General features: G+C 74.3%; 16 protein-coding genes. 10 read left to right on the forward strand and 6 right to left on the reverse strand.

Annotation, left to right across the window (positions count from 1 at the left end; all coding sequences use genetic code 11):
- Positions 1–564 (forward strand): GNAT family N-acetyltransferase (locus tag L7D48_RS00910; RefSeq protein WP_237876071.1); only part of this gene is annotated, 564 nt, incomplete at its 5' end.
- Here L7D48_RS00910 and L7D48_RS00915 read toward each other — a convergent pair.
- Entirely contained in the window at positions 512–1,783 is a 1,272-nt protein-coding gene (locus L7D48_RS00915; protein WP_237876073.1) for a PLP-dependent aspartate aminotransferase family protein, read from the reverse strand. The two genes, L7D48_RS00910 and L7D48_RS00915, sit on opposite strands and share 53 nt — an antisense overlap.
- A gap of 59 nt (positions 1,784–1,842) precedes the next feature.
- Between L7D48_RS00915 and L7D48_RS00920 the strand changes: the two genes are divergently transcribed.
- The 8 genes from L7D48_RS00920 to L7D48_RS00955 all read left to right on the forward strand — a co-directional run bounded on the left by L7D48_RS00920 (position 1,843) and on the right by L7D48_RS00955 (position 9,774).
- On the forward strand, positions 1,843–2,325 hold the full coding sequence (locus L7D48_RS00920) for an Lrp/AsnC family transcriptional regulator (protein ID WP_237876075.1): 483 nt from the start codon (positions 1,843–1,845) through the stop codon (positions 2,323–2,325).
- Between the two features lie 63 nt (positions 2,326–2,388).
- Entirely contained in the window at positions 2,389–4,131 is a 1,743-nt protein-coding gene (locus L7D48_RS00925; RefSeq protein ID WP_374490552.1) for a DUF885 domain-containing protein, read from the forward strand.
- 351 nt (positions 4,132–4,482) lie between these two features.
- Complete coding sequence (locus tag L7D48_RS00930) at positions 4,483–5,838, forward strand: ATP-binding protein (RefSeq protein ID WP_237876077.1); 1,356 nt, start codon at positions 4,483–4,485, stop codon at positions 5,836–5,838.
- Positions 5,835–6,245 (forward strand): roadblock/LC7 domain-containing protein, encoded by a 411-nt coding sequence (locus tag L7D48_RS00935; RefSeq protein WP_237876079.1) that lies wholly within the window; start codon positions 5,835–5,837, stop codon positions 6,243–6,245. The genes L7D48_RS00930 and L7D48_RS00935 overlap by 4 nt, the downstream gene beginning before the upstream one ends.
- A complete protein-coding gene (locus L7D48_RS00940) occupies positions 6,242–6,604 on the forward strand; it encodes a DUF742 domain-containing protein (protein ID WP_237876081.1) in 363 nt (120 codons plus the stop codon). The genes L7D48_RS00935 and L7D48_RS00940 overlap by 4 nt, the downstream gene beginning before the upstream one ends.
- Entirely contained in the window at positions 6,582–7,193 is a 612-nt protein-coding gene (locus tag L7D48_RS00945; RefSeq protein WP_237876083.1) for an ATP/GTP-binding protein, read from the forward strand. Before L7D48_RS00940 ends, L7D48_RS00945 begins: the two co-directional genes overlap by 23 nt.
- Positions 7,190–8,683 carry a cytochrome P450 gene (locus tag L7D48_RS00950; RefSeq protein WP_237876084.1) on the forward strand — a complete coding sequence of 498 codons (1,494 nt, stop codon included), beginning with the start codon at positions 7,190–7,192 and terminating at the stop codon, positions 8,681–8,683. Before L7D48_RS00945 ends, L7D48_RS00950 begins: the two co-directional genes overlap by 4 nt.
- Positions 8,680–9,774: a cytochrome P450 gene (locus tag L7D48_RS00955; protein WP_237876087.1), complete on the forward strand. Its 1,095-nt coding sequence runs from the start codon at positions 8,680–8,682 to the stop codon at positions 9,772–9,774. The genes L7D48_RS00950 and L7D48_RS00955 overlap by 4 nt, the downstream gene beginning before the upstream one ends.
- Positions 9,775–9,875: 101 nt before the next feature.
- On the opposite strand, the gene L7D48_RS00960 is transcribed toward L7D48_RS00955, so the two are convergent.
- From L7D48_RS00960 to L7D48_RS00970, 3 genes are read right to left on the reverse strand one after another with little or no spacing between them, the layout of a single operon-like run.
- Entirely contained in the window at positions 9,876–10,709 is an 834-nt protein-coding gene (locus L7D48_RS00960; protein ID WP_237876089.1) for an SDR family oxidoreductase, read from the reverse strand.
- A gap of 34 nt (positions 10,710–10,743) precedes the next feature.
- Positions 10,744–13,794 carry an AAA family ATPase gene (locus L7D48_RS00965; RefSeq protein ID WP_237876091.1) on the reverse strand — a complete coding sequence of 1,017 codons (3,051 nt, stop codon included), beginning with the start codon at positions 13,792–13,794 and terminating at the stop codon, positions 10,744–10,746.
- Positions 13,791–14,957: an exonuclease SbcCD subunit D gene (locus L7D48_RS00970; RefSeq protein WP_237876093.1), complete on the reverse strand. Its 1,167-nt coding sequence runs from the start codon at positions 14,955–14,957 to the stop codon at positions 13,791–13,793. Before L7D48_RS00970 ends, L7D48_RS00965 begins: the two co-directional genes overlap by 4 nt.
- A gap of 247 nt (positions 14,958–15,204) precedes the next feature.
- Here L7D48_RS00970 and L7D48_RS00975 point away from each other — a divergent pair, with 247 nt between their 5' ends.
- Positions 15,205–15,930: a CDP-alcohol phosphatidyltransferase family protein gene (locus tag L7D48_RS00975; RefSeq protein WP_237876096.1), complete on the forward strand. Its 726-nt coding sequence runs from the start codon at positions 15,205–15,207 to the stop codon at positions 15,928–15,930.
- A gap of 100 nt (positions 15,931–16,030) precedes the next feature.
- Here the strand turns inward: L7D48_RS00975 and L7D48_RS00980 are convergent, their stop codons facing one another.
- Entirely contained in the window at positions 16,031–16,459 is a 429-nt protein-coding gene (locus L7D48_RS00980; RefSeq protein ID WP_093658393.1) for an adenylyltransferase/cytidyltransferase family protein, read from the reverse strand.
- A 33-nt stretch (positions 16,460–16,492) separates the two neighbouring features.
- A complete protein-coding gene (locus tag L7D48_RS00985) occupies positions 16,493–18,028 on the reverse strand; it encodes a fibronectin type III domain-containing protein (protein WP_237876099.1) in 1,536 nt (511 codons plus the stop codon).
- Positions 18,029–18,096: the final 68 nt, after the last annotated feature.

Raw genomic sequence — 18,096 nt, forward strand, 5'->3', positions numbered from 1 at the left:
GCCTTGGGGGCCGGCCCCGGGGCGGGGCCGGCGGGCCGGATGCCGCGCCGCCGCGAGACGCTCACGCTCCCGGAGGGGAACGAGATCACCGTACGGCGGGCGGACACCTGCGATCTGGAGGCCGCGCGCGCGATGCACCGGCGCTGCTCGGCGCGCACCCTGGCCGCGCGCTACCACGGTCCGGTCAGGGACGCCGACCGCTATCTGGACCACCTGCTCAGCCCGCGTTTCGGCCGCACCCTGGCGGCCGAGACGGCGTCGGGGAAGCTGGTGGCGCTCGGCCATCTGATGTGGGACGGCGACGAGACGGAGGTGGCCCTCCTCGTCGAGGACGTCTGGCAGCGCCGCGGCATCGGCGCCGAACTGCTGCGCCGTCTGGTGGCGATGGCCGCCGAGGCGCGGTGCGAGAGCGTCTACGCCGTGACGCAGTCGCACAACACCGGCATGGTGGCGGCCATGCGCGGCCTGGGGCTGCCGCTGGACTACCAGGTCGAGGAGGGCACCCTGGTGATCACCGCCCGGCTCGTCCCGGTTCCGGCAGCCGCCCCGACGGGACCGCGCTGACGCCCGCGGCGTCCTCCTCGGCGTTCCCGGCGCGGCGCCCGGCCCCGCCCCCGGCTTCCCGGGCGGAGCCGAGCGCCGCGTCGAGGTCGTTCCACAGGTCCTCGACGTCCTCCAGGCCGACCGACATCCGCAGCAGCTTCTCGCCGATCCCGCCGGTGCGGCGGTCGTCCTCGCAGACGATGCGGTGGCTGATGGACCCGGGGTGCTGGATGAGGGTGTCCACGCTGCCGAGGCTGACCGCCGGGGTGATCAGCCGCACTCCCGCGATCACCTCGTGCGGCTCCCCCCTGACCTCGAAGGAGACCATGGCGCCGCCCAGCCTCGGGTAGTACACCCGGGCGATCCGCGGATCGTCCGCCAGTCGCCGGGCCAGTTCCGCGGCCGTGGCCGACTGCGCCCGTACCCGCACCGGCAGCGTGGACAGGCCGCGCAGCAGCAGGTAGCCGGCGAGCGGGTGGAGCACGCCGCCGGTGGCGAAGCGCACCTTCCGCAGCTCGCGGGCCGTCTCCTCGTCGCAGGCGACGACGCCTCCGAGGACGTCGCCGTGGCCGCCCAGGTACTTGGTGGCGCTGTGCAGCACGATGCGGGCACCGTGCTCGACCGGCCGCTGCAGCACGGGGGTGGCGAAGGTGTTGTCGACCAGCAGCGGCACGGACCCGCAGGAGTGCGCCACGGCCTTCAGGTCGATTTCGGCCAGAGTGGGGTTGGCCGGTGTCTCCACCATCACCAGGCCGGTGTCGGGGCGTATGGCGTCGGCGATGCCCGCCGGGTCGGTCCAGGTCACCTCGGTGCCCAGCAGTCCGCTGCCGAGCAGGTGGTCGCTGCAGCCGTACAGCGGCCGGACCGCGACGACGTGCCGCAGCCCCTGGGCGGCGCGCACCAGGAGCACGGCGGTCAGGGCCGCCATGCCGCTGGCGAAGGCCACGCCCGCCTCGGCGCCCTCCAGCCGGGCCAGGGCCGTCTCGAAGCGGGCCACGGTGGGGTTGTCGAGCCGGGCGTAGACCGGCGGGCCCTGCAGCCGGGCGCCGGTGGCGGCGAACTCGTCCAGCCGGGCGGCCTCGGCCCGGCTGTCGTGGGAGGGGTAGGTGGTGGACAGGTCCAGGGGGGCGGCGTGCAGGCCGAGGGCGGCGAGGTCCTCGCGTCCGGCGTGCACGGCCTCGGTGGCCAGCGTTCGGGTGACGGCCGGCGGTGTCGTGTCCATGCTGTCCTGGTGGGTCATGCCGCGATGCTGAACAACTACCGGCGTGTAGCGGAATCCGGTCGTGTTATGTTCGGCGAATGTCCGATTCAGTCGTTCTCGACCCGGTTGATCTGGAGATTCTGCGCCTTCTGCAGAACGACGCCCGGACCACCTACCGCGATCTCGCCGCCGCCGTCGGCGTGGCCCCCTCGACCTGTCTGGACCGGGTGGCGCGGCTGCGTCGCGGCGGGGTGATCCTCGGCCATGCGCTACGGCTGGATCCGGCCAAACTCGGAAGGCCCCTGGAGGCCTTTCTTTCGGTACAGGTCCGGCCCCACAGAAGGGAGTTGATCGGCCCCTTCGTGGAGCGAGTACGAGCGCTGCCGGAGTCGCGGGCGCTGTTCCACCTGACCGGTCCCGACGACTACCTGGTCCATGTCGCGGTCGCCGGGACCGCCGATCTGCAGCGGCTGGTGCTGGACGAGTTCACCTCTCGCCGGGAGGTCGCCCGGGTCGAGACGCGGCTGATCTTCCAGCAGTGGACGTGCGGCCCGCTGCTGCCGTCCGAACGGCCGGGCTGACCCGCGGCGCTCCGGCGGCCTCCCCCGTGACGCGGCGGGCACCGCCGTACCAGGATGAGGCCCATGTCCGATGCCACGAACACCCCGACCGGCACCCCGACCGGCACAGCGTCCGAGACCGCACACGGCGCCGCGCCCCTGCCCCGCCGGGTCGCCGACGCCTATGTCGACGACCTGGTCGCGCTCGACCCGATCCTGGGCACCTACCTCGGTCTCCCCGGCGGCCCGAAGGAACTGCCCGACTTCTCCCCCGACGGCCAGGAGGCCCAGGCCGCCCTGGACCGCGCCACCCTGGAGCGGCTCGCCGAGGCCGAGCGGCGGCCCGGCGGGGACGGCGACGCCGAGCGGCGCTGCGCGCGACTGCTGCGCGAGCGGCTGACCGCAGGGCTCGCCGTGCACGAGGCGGGCGAGGGGCTGCGCGCCGTCAGCAACCTCCACTCCCCGGTGCACTCGGTACGCAGCGTCTTCACGCTCATGCCGACCGCCACCGACGAGGACTGGGCGGCCGTCGCCCGGCGGATGGCGGCCGTGCCGGCCGCCCTGGAGGGTTACCGCGCCTCGCTGGCCAAGGGCCTGGCCGGCGGGCTTCCGGCCGGTCCGCGCCAGGTGGACACCGTGATCGGGCAGCTCGGCCAGTGGCTGGGCGAGGGCGGCGGCGCGGACTGGTTCGCCTCCTTCGCCGCCGGCGGCCCCGGCTCCCTGCGCGCCGAGCTGGACAGAGGCGCCGCCGCGGCCGCCGGCGCGGTGGCCGGTCTGCGCGACTGGCTGCGCGACACCTACGCCCCGGCCGTCCACGGAGCCCCGGACACCGTGGGCCGCGAGCGGTACCGCCGGTGGGCGCGCTACTGGAACGGCACCGACCTGGACCTGGCGGAGGCGTACGCCTACGGCTGGGAGGAGTACCACCGCATCCACGCCGAGATGCGCTCGGAGGCCGCCAGGGTCCTGCCGGGCGCCGCGACCCCGTGGGAGGCGCTGCGCCACCTCGACACGCACGGCCGGGCGATCGAGGGCGTGGAGGAGACCCGGGTGTGGCTCCAGGAGCTGATGGACGAGGCGATCGAGAAGCTGGACGGCACGCACTTCGACCTGGCCGGGCCGGTCCGGCGCGTGGAGTCCATGATCGCCCCGCCGGGCAGCGCCGCCGCGCCGTACTACACCGAGCCGTCACTGGACTTCTCCCGGCCCGGCCGCACCTGGCTGCCGGCGATGGGGCGGACCCGCTTCCCCGTCTACGAGCTGGTCACCACCTGGTACCACGAGGGCGTTCCCGGCCACCACCTCCAGCTCGCCCAGTGGACGTACGTCGCCGACCGGCTCTCGCGCTACCAGACGTCGGTGGGGATGGTCAGCGCCAACGCCGAGGGCTGGGCGCTGTACGCGGAGCGGCTGATGGACGAGCTCGGCTTCCTGCACGACGCCGAGCTGCGGCTGGGCTATCTGGACGCGCAGATGATGCGCTCCGTGCGGGTCATCGTGGACATCGGCATGCACCTGGGGCTGGAGATCCCGGACCACTCCCCCTTCCACCCCGGCGAGCGCTGGACACCGCGGCTGGCCCAGGAGTTCTTCGGCATGCACAGCGGTCTGCCGGCCGACCACGTCGAGAGCGAGCTGGTGCGCTACCTGGGCATGCCGGGCCAGGCGATCGGCTACAAGCTGGGCGAACGCGCCTGGCTCAAGGGGCGTGCGGCCGCCCGCGCGGCGCACGGCGACGCCTTCGACGCCCGGAAGTGGCACATGGACGCGCTGTCCCTGGGCTCACTGGGCCTGGACGACCTGGTGACGGAGCTCTCCGCGCTCTGAACCACGCGCGGGTCGCGCTCCGAGCGCCGTGCGGTGCCCCGTGGGGCGCGTGGGCCACACCGCGCGCCCCACGGAGGCCGGCCTCCCTTCCGTCACCCTTTCGACACGTTGCTGGCGTACATGCCGGATTTGCGGAAACCACCGCGGCCCTCTCTCCGGGCATCGCCGCGGCGCTCCGGTCCGACGCCATATCAGATGATCGCCCGCAGGGCCACAACCTGGCCATTTCCCCTCCCTCGCACGCTCCCGGGCCCTACGCTGTCGTCGCACGCGACCGGCGGTCGCCCCGGTCGGCACCATCCGGCGGTTTGACCGTTTCTTCCCGCAACGACGCGCCCGCGAGGAAAGTTGATGACCGATATAACGACCGTGGCGAGTCTGTTCGGCTCGGGCCTGGCCGTGGCCCTCACGCCGGTGGCGGTACGCCAGGCCCGTCTGATCCGCGGGCTGCGGACACAGCTGTCCGAAGCCCGTTCCGGCAGCCGGGCGCGGGACGCCGAGCTGGCCCGGCTGGCCGGGGTGAGCCTGCCGGCGACCGTCCAGGCCGTCAGCGACCGGCAGCCGGTGCCGGACCTCCCGCCGGTCTCCGCGGAACTGGCCGGAACGCCGTTCGCCCGCCATCTCGACGACCTCCAGGAGCAGGTCGTGCGCGCCCTCACCGACGCCGAGGGCCGTACCGCGCAGATGACCCAGACGACGCTGCTGTCCGTGGCCCGCACCCTCCAGGCGCTGGCCAACAAGCAGCAGATGGCCGTCACCGACATGCTCCGCAAGCACGACTCGCCCGAGGTGCTGGGCGATCTGCAGGTGGTCGACCACGCCACCGCCCAGATCCTGCGCCGCGCCCAGGCGATCACCGTGGTGTGCGGCTCGTACCCGGGCCGACAGCACGACGCCACCACGCTCAGCGACGTGGTGCGGGGCGCGGTCAGCCGCATCCTGGACTTCCGGCGCGTCAGGATCTTCCACGACGAGGGGGACCGCGCCGTCGTGGGGCGGGCCGTGGAGGGCCTGGTGCTCGCGCTCGCCGAACTGCTGGAGAACGCCACCCGCTACTCACACCCGGACACCCAGGTGCTGGTGCAGTTCGAACGCGTGCACAACGGGCTGTCCGTCATCGTGGACGACAAGGGCGTGGGCCTCCAGCCCGGCGAGCGGGAGCGGGCCCAGCGCCTGCTGTCGGGGCAGGGGCCCGTCAGCGTCACCCGGCTCGGCGACCCCCCGAAGTTCGGTTTCGCCGTGATCGGCATGCTGAGCAGCCGGTACGGGTTCGAGGTGTCGGTGACCAAGTCCCCCTACAGCGGGGTGCGGGCCGTGGCCTTCCTGCCCAGCTCGCTGCTCACCGACCCGGCCCCCGCCCAGCCGGTGGCCTCGCTCGGTTCGTCCGGCGCCCGGCCGCGGGCCGCCGCTGCGGCGACCGCCGAAGCGGCCGACGTGACGGCCACCGAGGCGGCGGTGGGTCCGGCGGATCCGGCGGGGGCGACCACCGCGGGCGGGCTGCCCAAGCGGCGGCGGCGCACCTCCGGCGCACCGGCGCCCTCCACCCCCGCACCCCGGTCCGCCGGGCAGCCGGCGCCCGGCCGCTCGCCGCGGGACTCCGCGGCCGCCCTGGGCGGTTTCGCCCGTGCCGCGCGGACCGCGCAGCGCAACACGTCGACGTCCGGAGGGTCCGAACCGGACGGGTCTGAAGGGAACACCGAGGCATGATCTTCGACAACGAGAAACTGGCCTGGATGCTGGGGCAGATCATGGACCAGCCCGAGGTCCACGACGCCCTGCTGGTCTCGGGGGACGGCCTGGTCCGGGCCTGCACCCCGGGCCTGGACCGGGACACCGCCGAGCAGACCGCCGCCGCCCTGGCCGGCGTCCAGGCCACCTCCAGCGCCAGCGCCCGGCTGTGCCGCTCCGCACCGGACTCCTGGGAGCAGAGCCTGACGCAGTTCCGCGACGGATACGTCATCACCATCCGGGCGGGCGACGGGAGTTTCCTGGCCGTGGGCACCTCCGGCGCGGCGGACGTGGAGGCCGTCGGCTTCCGGATGCACCAGCTGGTGGCCCAGCTCGGCGGGCAGATGACCAGCGAACCCCGCCACGACGCGGACGGCCCGACATGACCCCCCGCCGCGTACGCACGGACCTGGTCCGGCAGTACGTCATCACCGGCGGCCGCAACCGGCCCAGCCGCAACACCCACACCCTGGAACTGGTCACCCTGGTCACCGCCACCGGCGACCGGCCGGTGGCCGAACTGGAGCCCGAGCAGCAGAGGATGGTCCGGCTGTGCCGGGGCGGCTACCTGTCGGTGGCCGAGGTCGCCGGCCACGTACGGCTGCCGGTGTCCGTCACCACCATCCTGCTGGCGGACCTGATCGACAGCGGCCACATGGTCGCCCGCAAGCCCCCGCCGGTGGCCCGGCCCACCGACCTCGACGTCCTGGAGAAGGTCCTGGATGGCCTCAACAACATTCTCTGACGGTGGCATCTACGTCCGCGACACCGTCCAGACCGCCGCCAAGCTCCTGGTCGTCGGGCCGTTCGGCGTCGGCAAGACCACACTGATCGGCGCGGTCAGCGAGATCGAGCCGCTGCGGACCGAGGAGGTCATGACGCAGGCCGGCGCGCTGGTGGACGACCTCAGGGGCGTGGAGGACAAGAGGACCACCACCGTCGCGATGGACTTCGGCCGCCTCACCCTCTCCCCCGAGCTGGTGCTGTACCTGTTCGGCGCGCCCGGCCAGCAGCGCTTCATGCGGGTGGCCCCGGTGTGGCGGCAACTGGCCCTCGGCGCCTACGGGGCCCTGGTGCTGGCCGACACCCGGCGCCTGGACGCCTCCTTCGACGCGATGGAGACGGTGGAGGGGCACGGTCTGCCGTACGCGGTCGCCCTCAACTCCTTCCCCGACTCACCGCACTTCCCCGAGGAGGAGCTCCGCGAGGCCCTCGACCTGCGGCCCGAGACTCCCTTGGTCGACTGCGACGCGCGGAACCGCGTGTCCGCCGCACGGGCGCTGATCGCCCTGGTCAAACACGTCCGCACCCACTACCAGGAGCACGTTCCGTGACGATCCCGCCTTCCGGCCCGGGCACGGCTCTGCCGCCGGGCTGCCCCGCCCACCGGCCCCCGGGCGCCCCTGGCGCCGGGCTGCCGCGGCTGTACGGCCCCGCCTTCGCCGCCGACCCGGACAGCACCTACGCCGAGCTGCGCGCGCAGGGCCCGGCGAGCTGGGTGGAGCTCGCCCCCGGCGTCCCCGCGATCGTGGTCACCGACTACGGCGCGGCCCTGGAGGTGCTGCGCAGCTCGCGGTTCAGCAAGGACGCCCGCCGCTGGACGGCCCTGAACCAGGGGCTGATCCCGATGGACAACCAGGTCGTCCCCATGATGGGTTTCCGGCCCAGCCTGCTGTTCGCCGACGGCGACCGGCACCTGCGGCTGCGCAGGACCGTCGACGACACGCTGGCCCGCGTCGACTCCTACCGCGTGCGCGCCTTCGTGCGGCGCAGCGCGACCGCGCTGATCGGCGAGTTCGGCCCCGTCGGCTCGGCGGACCTGGTCTCCCAGTACGCCGAGCGGCTTCCGGCACTGGTGTTCACCCAGCTCTTCGGCTGCGACGACGCGCTGGCGGGCCGGATGTCCCGGGCCTGCGCCCGGATGATCGACGCCGAACCCGCCACGGCCCAGCAGGGCAGCGAGGACCTGGCCCGCTGCCTGGGCGAACTCGTCGCCGCCAAGCGCCGCTCCCCCGGCACCGACGTGACCTCCTGGCTGCTGCACCACCCGCTGGGGCTGTCGGACGAGGAGATAATCCACCAGCTGGTGGTCCTCGTCGGCGCGGGCACCGTGCCGCAGTCGGCCTGGATCTCCAGCTCCGTCATGCTGCTGCTGACCGACGACAGGTTCGCCGGTGATCTGTCCGGCGGCAGCCTCACCGTCTCCGACGCCCTCAACGAGGTGCTGTGGGAGCAGTCGCCGATGGCGAACTTCTGCTTCCACTACGCCACGAACGAGTACGACCTGCGCGACGACTCCGGCGCCGGGCTGCTGATCCCGCCGGGTGTCCCGGTGCTCGTCAGCCACGCGGCGGCCAACACCCGGCAGCCGCGCGACGGCGGCGGCGACCGCCGGGCGGCCAACCACGCCCATCTGGCGTTCGGCGCGGGGCCGCACGTGTGCCCGGCCCAGGACGTCTCCCAGATCATCACCGACGTGGCCATCGAGACGCTGCTGGATCTGCTGCCCGACGTGGCGCTGGCCGTCCCGGCGTCCGAACTGACCTGGCGGCCGGGTCCGTTCCACCGCAGCCTGTCGGCGCTTCCGGTGACCTTCCCGCCGCTGCCCTCGTCCGGCCCCGTGCCCGGCTCCGGGTACGGCTCCGCGCCCGCGCGCACTTCCGCACCGTCCGACACGACAACCGGAGGCCAGTCATGGAATCCCCCGACATCCCCGTCCTCGACCCCACAGGCCGGGACCTCCACGGCGAGGCGGCCCGCCTCCGCGCCCGGGGGCCGGCGACGCGGGTGGGGCTTCCCGGTGGGGTGGTCGCGTGGTCGGTGACCGGGCACGAGTACATCAAGCGGCTGGCCGGCGACCGGCGCGTCTCCCGTGACCCGAGGCGGCACTGGCCCGAGCTGGAGCGAATACCCCAGGACTGGTCGCTGAACGTGTGGGTGCGGGTGGTCAGCGCCTTCACCAGCTACGGCGCCGAGCACCGCCGGCTGCGCAACATGATCGCCCCCTCCTTCACGCCCCGCCGCACCGAGGCGCTGCGCCCCCGCGTCCAGGAGATCGTCGACGGGCTGATCACCTCTTTGGAGGCCGCCGATCCGGGCGAGGCGGTCGATCTGCGCGCGAAGTTCGCCTACATCATTCCCAACGAGGTGATCTGCGAGCTGTTCGGCGTCCCCGCCGACATGCGCGCCTGGACCCGCCGGGTCATGGACGCCGTCCTGAACACCGGCGCCTCCCCCCGGGAGGCTCGGGCGGCCTACGCCGAGATGTGGGCCTGCATGCGCGCACTCGCGGACGTCAAGCGCGTCCGGCCGGGCGACGACATGACCACCGAGCTGATCGCCGCCCGCGACGGCGACTTCGCCTTCGACGAGGACCAGCTGATCAGCACCCTCGTGCTGATGATCGGCGCGGGCAGCGAGACGGCCGTCAACCTGATCGCCAAGGCCGTCCACGCCCTGATCACCCGGCCCGGCCAGCTCGCCCTGGTACGGGAGGGGAGGGCGAGCTGGGACGACGTGATCGAGGAGACGCTGCGCGTCGAGGGCCCGATCATGCACATGCCCCTGCGCTACGCGGTGGAGGACATCGACCTCGACGGCGTGCTGATCCGCAGGGGCGATCCCATCATCCTCGCCTTCGGCGCCGCGGGCCGCGATCCCGCCCTCCACGGCGAGGACGCCGACGCCTTCGACCTCACCCGCACCGAGCGGGAGCACCTGGCGTTCGGCTACGGCGTCCACTTCTGCCTGGGCGCGCCCCTGGCCCGTATGGAGGCCGCCATCGCGCTCCCGGCCCTCTTCGAGCGCTTCCCCGACATCCGGCCGGCCGCCGGGGCGGACGGACCCGTGCCCCAGGCGTCGTTCATCGCCAACGGCCACCGGTCCCTGCCGGTCCACCTCAAGCCCGTTTCCTGACGCCCGTCGCGGGCCGCTGACGCCGGCGGGCTCCGTGCCCGCCGGTGTCGGCGGTGTCGGCGGCGTCGGCGGCGTCGGCGGCGTCGGCGGTGTCGGCGGCGTCAGCGGCCGAAGCCGCCGTCGGAGGTGATGACCTGGCCGGTGATCCAGGCCGCCTCGTCGGTGGCGAGCCAGGCGACCAGCCGGGCCGGGTCGTCCGGCCTTCCCCAGTGCCCGCCGGGGAAGAGGGAGGCGATGAACGCATGGGTCTCGCCGGTGGCGTAGCCGGTGTCCACCGGGCCGGGGTTGACCGTGTTGACGGTGACGCCCCGTCGGGCCAGGGCGGTCGCCAGGCTCCGGGTGACGGAGGCCAGCGCCCCCTTGGCCAGTGCGTAGGCCATCTCGCCCGGCATGCCGGTGCCCTGGTCCTGGCCGGAGGTCGTCATCACCACCCGGCCGCCGTCCCGCCCCTCGCCGCGCAGGCGCGCGTACGCCTGGACCAGCAGCACCGTGGAGCGGGTGTTCACCGCCCAGTGGGCGTCCAGCATGTCGGCGTCGATCTCGTCGAGGGTGCCGTCGCGGCCGTTGAGGGCGTGGTTGGCGACCAGGATGTCCAGCCGTCCGCCGAGGGCCTCGGCAGCGGCGCCGACGACTTCCGCCGGGGCGCCGGGGGCGGTGAGGTCGCCGGGGCCGTGGGTGACGGTCGCGCCGTCGGCCGCGAGCGTCCGCAGATCCGCGGCGAGCGCTCCGGGGCCGTCCGGGTCCGCTCCCCAGGGCTGCTCGGCGTCGTGGGGTGTGTGGTGGTGGAGGTGGACGCTCGCGCCGTACGCGACCAGCCGGCGGGCGATCGCGTAGCCGATCCCGGCCCGGCGGGAGGCGCCGGTGACCAGGGCGGTGCGGCCGAGCAGGGGCAGGGGGTCGCGGCGGGGAGCGCCGGGGTTCGCTTCGGAGGGCATGGTCCGTCATCCTCGCGGTGCGACCCGCCGGCCGTCACCCGGTTTTCGGCACCCGGTGCCGGACGGCGGAGCCGGAGCGGGTCTTGACCACCTCCAGCTGTGCCGGGATGCGCCGGCGCAGATCGGCGACGTGACTGACGATGCCGACGCTGCGGTCGCGTTCGCGCAGGGAGTCCAGGACGTCCAGCACCTCGTCGAGGGTCTGGTCGTCCAGACTGCCGAATCCCTCGTCGATGAAGAGGGTGTCCAGGCGCAGCCCGCCCGCCTCCTCGCAGACCACGTCGGCCAGGCCGAGGGCGAGGGCGAGGGAGGCGAAGAAGGACTCGCCGCCGGAGAGGGTGGCGGTGTCGCGCTCGTTGCCCGTCCAGGCGTCGATCACGTGCAGACCGAGCCCGGAGCGGCCGCGACCGGAGGCGCGTGCGTCGGAGTGGACGAGGGTGTAGCGGCCCGCGGACATGTACGCCAGGCGGGCGCTGGCCGCGGCGGCGACCTGCTCCAGACGGGCGGCCAGCACATAGGACTCCAGCCGCATCCGGTGCTCGTTCTCCGCCGACGTACCGGCGGTGAGGGCCGCCAGCCGGGCGACGCGGTCGTACTCCTCGCGCAGCGGGGCGAGTTCCCGGGTGTCGGCCAGGGCCCGGGCGGAGAGCCGGTCGAGCTGCTCGCAGCGGGTGCGGGCCTCGGCGTGGGCGGCGGAGGCGGCGTTCAGCCGTGCCACGGCCGCCGCCAGCGCGGCCTCGGCCCCGGCGGTGCCGGCCGTTTCGGAGTCGGCCGTTTCGAGGTCCTCGGGTGTGAGGTCCGCCAGCTCGGGGGCGGCCAGTTCGGCCGCGACGGCCGCCTCCTCGGCCTGCCGGTCGTCGATGCGGCGCTGCAGCAGGCGCTGCTCGTCGCCGGTGAGCCGGGCGCCGGCGACGGCCCGCGGGGTGTCGAACCCGGCGCGCCAGACGGCGTCCGCGAGCCGGGCGTCGGCCTCCTTCAGCCGCAGCGCGGCGGCCTCGGCGGCGGCCGCGGCCTCGGCGGCACCGGCCAGCCGCCGTGCCAGGCGCTCCAGTTCGGCCGCCCGGTGGGCGACGGAGGGGGCCTCGCCCCGGGCCCGGGCCACCTGCTCGGCCAGCTCGTCCCGCTCCCCCAGCAGCGCCTCGCGCCGGGAGACGCGGGAGGCCGTGCGCCGTTCGGCCTCCCGCCGGACGGCCAGGCGGGCGTCGTGCTCGCGGACGGCGCGCTCCAGGGCCGCGCGGGCGTCCCGCACGCCGGAGGCCGCCTGCCGGGCGGCGGCGTGTTCCTTCTCCAAAGCGGCGACCTGCTCGGCGAGTTCGGCCGCGGGCGTCCCGCCCGCCTCCTCGTCCGCCGCGGCCAGCCGGTCGCGTATGGACTCCAGCCGTTGCTCGGCCCGCCGCCGCAGGTCCTCCGCCCGCTGGTAGCCGGCCAGAGCGCTCTCCTCGGCGCTCCGGTCCGCGTGCCCGTTCCCGGGACGGGCCGGGTCGGGGTGTTCGCGGGAGCCGCACACCGCGCACGGCTCACCCTCCTCCAGCCCGGCGGCGAGCTCGGCCGCGATACCGCGCAGGCGCCGCTCCTTGACCTCCAGCCAGTGCTCCTTGGCGGTCAGGGCCCGCTCGAGAGCGGCCGACAGCTCGGCGCCGGCCGCTTCCCGCTCGGCGGTGAGGATGTCGCGGCGGCGGGCGGCGTCCAGGGCGCGCCGCAGGCCGTCCAGTCGCCGGGCGAGCTGCTCGGCCAGGGGCGCGGCCTCCGCGGCGGCGTCCACGTTCCGCTGGTGGGCGGCGCGGGTGGCCTCCCACCCTTCCAGCCACTCCTCCGCCTCGCGCAGTGTTTCCTCGTCCGAACCCGACTCCCGCTCCAGCCGGGTGAGTTCGCCGTCGAGCCGGGCGACGCGCTCCTCGGCGCGCCGGGCGGCCTCCAGTGCGCCCAGCTCCCGGCGGGTGGCGCGTTCCAGGTCCGCCAGTCGCTCGGCGGGGGCCTGGGCCGCCTCGCCGGGTAGTCCGGCGCGGGCCCGCTCCTCGGCGTACGCGGCCTCGCGGCCCTCCCTCTCGGCCTCCTCCCGCAGGGCGAGGGCGGGGGCGACGGCGTCGGCGGCGCGGGCCCGCTCCAGCCGGGCGCGGTCGGCGCGGTACTCCTCCTCCCGCGCGGCCAGCTCCCCGGCGCGCCGCCGGGCCTGCGCGTACCGCCTGCGCCGCCGTTCCAGCTCGCGCGCCTCGTCCAGCCGCCGCCGGGCGTCGGTGTGGGCCTCTTCGGCCAGGCGCAGGGCCGAGGCCGCGGCGTCCAGCCGTTCGCGGGCCAGGGCTCTGGCGGGCGCGGCCCACCCGAGTACGGCGTCGGCCAGGCCGAGGTCGCCGGGGGAGAGACCGGCGAAGGGGTCGCCGTCCGGTCCGTCGCCCGGCTCGGTGGCGCCTCCGGCCGCCTGCCGCATGCGGTGGGCCAGGGCGAGCAGCCGCTCGTCGCCGTCGCGCACCCGGCGCTGCGCGGCGGTGCGCAGCTCGGCCAGGTGCTGTTCGACGGCGGCGAAGCGGTGGGTGTCGAACAGGCGGCCCAGCAGTTTCGCGCGCTCCTCCGCACCGGCCCGCAGAAAGCGCGCGAAGTCGCCCTGCGGCAGCAGCACCACCTGGCAGAACTGCTCGCGGCTCATGCCCAGCAACTGGGCCAGTTCCTCGCCGATCTCCTGGTGGGAGCGGCTGAGCGCCTTCCAGGTGCCGGCCGCGGCGTCGTACTCGCGCAGCCAGGACTGGGCCTTGTCGGTGGTCATCCCGGTGCCGCGCTTCTTGGGGCGCCGCTGCTCGGGCTGCCGGGTGACCTCCAGCCGCCGCCCGCCGACGGTCAGGTCCAGGACCACCTCGGTGCGGGTGCCGGGGTCGGCGTGGTCGCTGCGCAGCCTGGCGGGGCCGGAGGTCTGGCGGACGCCGGGCACCCCGCCGTACAGGGCGTAGCAGACGGCGTCCAGCACGGAGGTCTTGCCCGCGCCGGTGGGTCCGTGCAGCAGGAACAGTCCGGCGGCGGACAGCTCGTCGAAGTCGATCTCCTGGGTGTCGCCGAAGGGCCCGAAGGCGGTGACGGCGAGCCGGTGCAGTCTCATCGGGGCGCCTCCGTGCGGGCCGCGTCGGCGCGTACGGCGTCCAGGGCCGCGCTCAGCAGGGCCCGTTCGCCCCCGTCGGGTCCCGCTCCGCCGCGGACGTGGGCGACGAAGTCCTCGGCGATCTCCTGGTCGGTGCGGTCGCGCAGCCTGCGCCCGTAGGAGGCGAGGGGGTCCTGCTCGGCGCGCTCGGGATCGAAGACGAGGGTGAGGACGTGGGGGAAGCGGGCGGCGAGCCGGGCCATCGGCTCGCGCGGGCGGACGGGGTCGGTGAGGGTGGCCTCGACCCAGGCCCGCTCGTGGCGCTCCAGCGCGGGGTCGGCGAGCAGTTCCTCCAGCGTCCCGCGGACGCGCGCCAGCGGGCGCGGCACCGGGCAGTCGATCCGCTCGGCCGCCACCTCCCCGCGCGGCCCGAGGTCGACCAGCCACACCGACTTGCGGTGGTGGGTCTCGGAGAAGGAGTAGGCCAGCGGCGATCCGCAGTAGCGGATCCGCTCGGTGAGTGTCTGGCAGCCGTGGAGGTGGCCGAGCGCCGCGTAGTCGGCGCCCTCGAAGACGGAGGCCGGGACGGAGGCGACGCCGCCCACGGTGATGTCGCGCTCGCTGTCGGAGGGCTCTCCCCCGGTGACGAAGGCGTGGGCGAGGACGACCGAGCGGGTTCCGGCGGGGCGGGCGGCCAGGTCGGCGCGCACCCGGTCCATGGCGGCGCCCAGCACCGCCGCGTGCCCGGCCCTCTCCACCCCGAAATGGTCCTTGACCAGGGCCGGCTCCAGGTAGGGCAGACCGTAGAACGCCACCTCGCCGTGGGCGTCGGACAGCAGGACGGGGGTGGCGCAGCCGGCGGGGTCGGTGCGCAGATGGATGCCCGCCCGCTCGATGAGTCCGGCGGCCACCCCCAGCCGGCGGGCCGAGTCGTGGTTGCCGGAGATCATGACCGTCGGCACGCCGAGGTCCGCCAGGCGGTGCAGGGTGTCGTCGAAGAGTTCGACGGCGGCCAGCGGCGGCACCGCCCGGTCGTAGACGTCCCCGGCGACGAGGACGGCGTCGACGCGTTCGGTGCGCGCCACCTCCACCAGGTGGTCGACGAACGCCTCCTGGGCGGACAGCAGGCTCACCCGGTGGAAACTCCGGCCCAGGTGCCAGTCGGAGGTGTGCAGCAGTCTCAAGATCCGGCTCCGCCCCGCAACGTCTGTCCCTTTCCTCGCCCCGTCGGCCGCCCTCGGATTCTCGCATGATCCGTTCGGCGAAATGCCCCGGACGGGCGAATCGGGCGGCTCGGGGCGCCCGGCGGACCGGACGCCCGGGCGGACAGCATCCGGCTCGCGGTGCCGGGGAGCCCGCGGGGGCCGCCTGCCATGATGTGCTCGCGTGCTCGCGTGCTTCGAGTGGGGATCCGAGTTGGGGGGAGAGACGGTGAGCCGGTTCCGTTACGCGGTGGGGGAGTTGGCGGCGGCACAGAAGCCGGCCAGGGGGGTGTCGCTGTACTCGCGGTACGTCAACCGGCCGGCCGGCCGGTTACTGGCCGCCGCGGCCTACGGTGCGCGGATGTCGCCCAACCAGGTCACGGCGGTCAGCGCGGTGTTCACGTTCACGGGGGTGGCGCTGATCGCCCTGCTGCCGCCCTCCCGCGGTCTGGCGCTGGTGGTGTTCGCCGCTCTGGTGACCGGCTTCGCGCTGGACTCGGCCGACGGGCAGCTCGCCCGGCTGACGCGGCGGGGCGGCCCGGCCGGGGAGTGGCTGGACCATGTGGTGGACTGCGCGAAGATGCTCGCGCTCCACACGGCGGTGCTCGTCTGCTTCCACCGCCACTTCGGCTTCTCCGACCCGGTGTACCTGCTCATCCCCCTCGCCTTCCAGTTCGCCGCCGTGACGGTCTTCTTCGGCGGCGTCCTCACCGAGCAGCTGAAGCGGAACGCGGCGGGCTCCGGGACAGGGGTGCCCGCGCCCCCCGCGCCCTCCATGCTCCGCTCGGTGGCGCTGCTGCCGGTGGACTACGGGCTGCTGTGCGCGGTGTTCCTCTTCCTGGGCGACCGCGAGCTGTTCCTGGTGCTGTACTGCGCGCTGCTCGCCGCCCATCTGCTGTTCCTGCCGGCGTTCCTGGCCAAGTGGTACCGCGAGCTGTCCGCCCCCGCCCGCTGACCGGCCGCTCGCCCTTTCGCCGCCCCGGCGCACGGGGCCGGGGCGGCGAAAGGGCCTTGTGAGGACCGCCGGAGGGACGGCGGCGCGTCGTGCGGCAGGCTCAGGCCGACTCGACCAGCCCGTCGAGCGCCCGCCGCAGCAGGGTGCTGGAGGTGTGGACGGTGTAGGGGAAGTACACGACCTCGACCCCGACGCCGGCGAAGTCGCGCTCCAGCTTCTCCCCCTTCTCCGTACCCCGCCAGTCGTCGCCCTTGAAGATGACGTCGAAGCGCACCTGCCGCCAGGTCTCCAGCTTGTCGGGCACCGTCTCCACGAACGCGGCGTCCACGAAGCGGATGCTGCGTACGATCTCCAGCCGCTCGGTGAGCGGCACGACCGGCGACCTGCCCTTGGCCTGCCGGGCCATCTCGTCGGACACCACCCCGGCCACCAGGTAGTCGCAGCGGCTCCTGGCGTGCCGCAGGATGTTCAGGTGCCCGACGTGGAACAAGTCGTACACCCCGGGCGCGTAGCCAACTCGGTGCGTCATCCGCTCTCCTCGGCTCCTCGGCGTGCGGTCGGGTCAACTGCCGGCTGTCACGTACACGGGGCCGTTGCGTCCCGAGAGGTTGGTGCCGTCGGTGACCTCCAGCGAGTAGCGGTGGGTGGCGCCGGGCTCCACGGTGTCGGTGTAGCCCATCATGGGCCGGTCCCAGTAGCGGGAGTCCTGCTCGATGGAGGTCAGGAGGACTCCGTCCCGGTAGAGCAGGTAGGTCAGGACCCCGTCGTCCCGGTCCCAGGAGGCCTTCCAGCTGAGCTCGATCTTCCCCCTGGCTCCGGTGGCGCCGCTCATCAGCGGCACCTGGGGCGCTCCGGTGTCCGGTCCGGCGGCGAAGCGGGTCAGCCCCTGCTGCGGTTCCTCGTTGACGGTGGTGAACTCCCCGCCCGTCCACAGGATCTCGCCGGCCATGACCATGGCGCGCGGGCCGATCTGCTCGCCGATGCCGTCGTTGGTGTCGGGGAACCACGGCAGGATCGTCTCGTCGGAGATCGACTGGGCCAGCAGGTGCTGGCGGTTGCGGTGCTCGGGGAAGCCGCCGGGGGTGTCGCCGCAGTTGTGCGCGTGCGAGCCGCTGTAGAGCACGCCCCGGTGGGGCACCACGGCCTGGGTGGCGCCCAGGCAGGTGTCCTTCCACAGCATCGCTCCGTCCGAGAGCCGTCCGGCCGCGCGGCCGTCGAAGACTCCGCCGCCGGTGCCCTCGGCTCCCAGGTAGAAGTTGGTGCCGTCGTTGACCAGGGACTTCACCGCGGACTTGCGCGGAATCCAGCCGGTGAAGTGGTTGACGATCCGCCCGGTGGTCGCGTCCAGGCCGACCAGTGCGTGCACGCTGTTCAGGAGGCTGCCGTTGATGGAGGTGAACCGGCCGCCGATGATGACCTTGTTCAGGTGCGGGGCGGCGGTGATGGCGTTGACGCCGGGGATGGGGTCGTTGGAGATCGACGATCCCCGGACGGTGACGTTGAAGGGCAGCAGGGTGCTGTCGGGGGCCAGGGCCGCGACGCGTTCGCGTGTCTGTCCCTGGACGGTGGTGAACTGGCCGCCGATGTAGACGGTGTCGTCGGTGACGTCGATGGCCCGCACGGTCGAGGAGACCACCGGCTTCCAGTCGGAGCCGATGGTGCAGTCGCCGGTGTTCAGGGCGGCGGTGTTGGAGCGTCCCACTCCCCCGGCGCTGCCGAAGGAGCCGCCGATGTAGAGCAGCGAGCCGTCGGGGGACGGCTTCAGGGCCCGTACGGTTTCCACGCCTCCGGTGAACTCCGGTGCGCACGGGAGGGGCTCACCGGTCACCGCGTCGAAGGCGGCGAAGTTCTTCCGCGGCAGTTCGCCGGTGCCGGGCGCGGCCCCGGGCGGGCGGATGTGCTCGAAGGAGCCTCCCGCGTAGACGACGCCCCGTGCGTAGGCCAGGACCCATACGATGCCGTCGGTCTGCCAGGTCTCCAGCGGATCGGCGGTCAGTGTGGTCTCTCCGGCGGCCTGGGCCGGCCCGGCCCCTAACGCCGTGGACGACAGGCCGAGCAGAGCGGCGGCGAGCAGGGTCGTGACGGTTCTTCTGCGCATGGATTCCCCCCTGGAAACGCATGAGCGCGGACGGGACGAGCCGGGGTGGGGAGGGCGTCCGCGCCGGT

The sequence above is a fragment of the Streptomyces sp. ICN903 genome, assembly GCF_022015835.1.
Classification (GTDB): domain Bacteria; phylum Actinomycetota; class Actinomycetes; order Streptomycetales; family Streptomycetaceae; genus Streptomyces; species Streptomyces fenghuangensis.

Excerpts from the sequence above, each read along its gene's own strand:
- L7D48_RS00960 (WP_237876089.1), bottom strand. The coding sequence starts at position 10,709 with ATGCCCTCCGAAGCGAACCCCGGCGCTCCCCGCCGCGACCCCCTGCCC.
- L7D48_RS00945 (WP_237876083.1), top strand. The coding sequence starts at position 6,582 with ATGGCCTCAACAACATTCTCTGACGGTGGCATCTACGTCCGCGACACC.
- L7D48_RS00940 (WP_237876081.1), top strand. The coding sequence starts at position 6,242 with ATGACCCCCCGCCGCGTACGCACGGACCTGGTCCGGCAGTACGTCATC.
- L7D48_RS00980 (WP_093658393.1), bottom strand. The coding sequence starts at position 16,459 with ATGACGCACCGAGTTGGCTACGCGCCCGGGGTGTACGACTTGTTCCAC.
- L7D48_RS00965 (WP_237876091.1), bottom strand. The coding sequence starts at position 13,794 with ATGAGACTGCACCGGCTCGCCGTCACCGCCTTCGGGCCCTTCGGCGAC.
- L7D48_RS00925 (WP_374490552.1), top strand. The coding sequence starts at position 2,389 with ATGTCCGATGCCACGAACACCCCGACCGGCACCCCGACCGGCACAGCG.
- L7D48_RS00920 (WP_237876075.1), top strand. The coding sequence starts at position 1,843 with ATGTCCGATTCAGTCGTTCTCGACCCGGTTGATCTGGAGATTCTGCGC.
- L7D48_RS00985 (WP_237876099.1), bottom strand. The coding sequence starts at position 18,028 with ATGCGCAGAAGAACCGTCACGACCCTGCTCGCCGCCGCTCTGCTCGGC.
- L7D48_RS00935 (WP_237876079.1), top strand. The coding sequence starts at position 5,835 with ATGATCTTCGACAACGAGAAACTGGCCTGGATGCTGGGGCAGATCATG.
- L7D48_RS00930 (WP_237876077.1), top strand. The coding sequence starts at position 4,483 with ATGACCGATATAACGACCGTGGCGAGTCTGTTCGGCTCGGGCCTGGCC.
- L7D48_RS00915 (WP_237876073.1), bottom strand. The coding sequence starts at position 1,783 with ATGACCCACCAGGACAGCATGGACACGACACCGCCGGCCGTCACCCGA.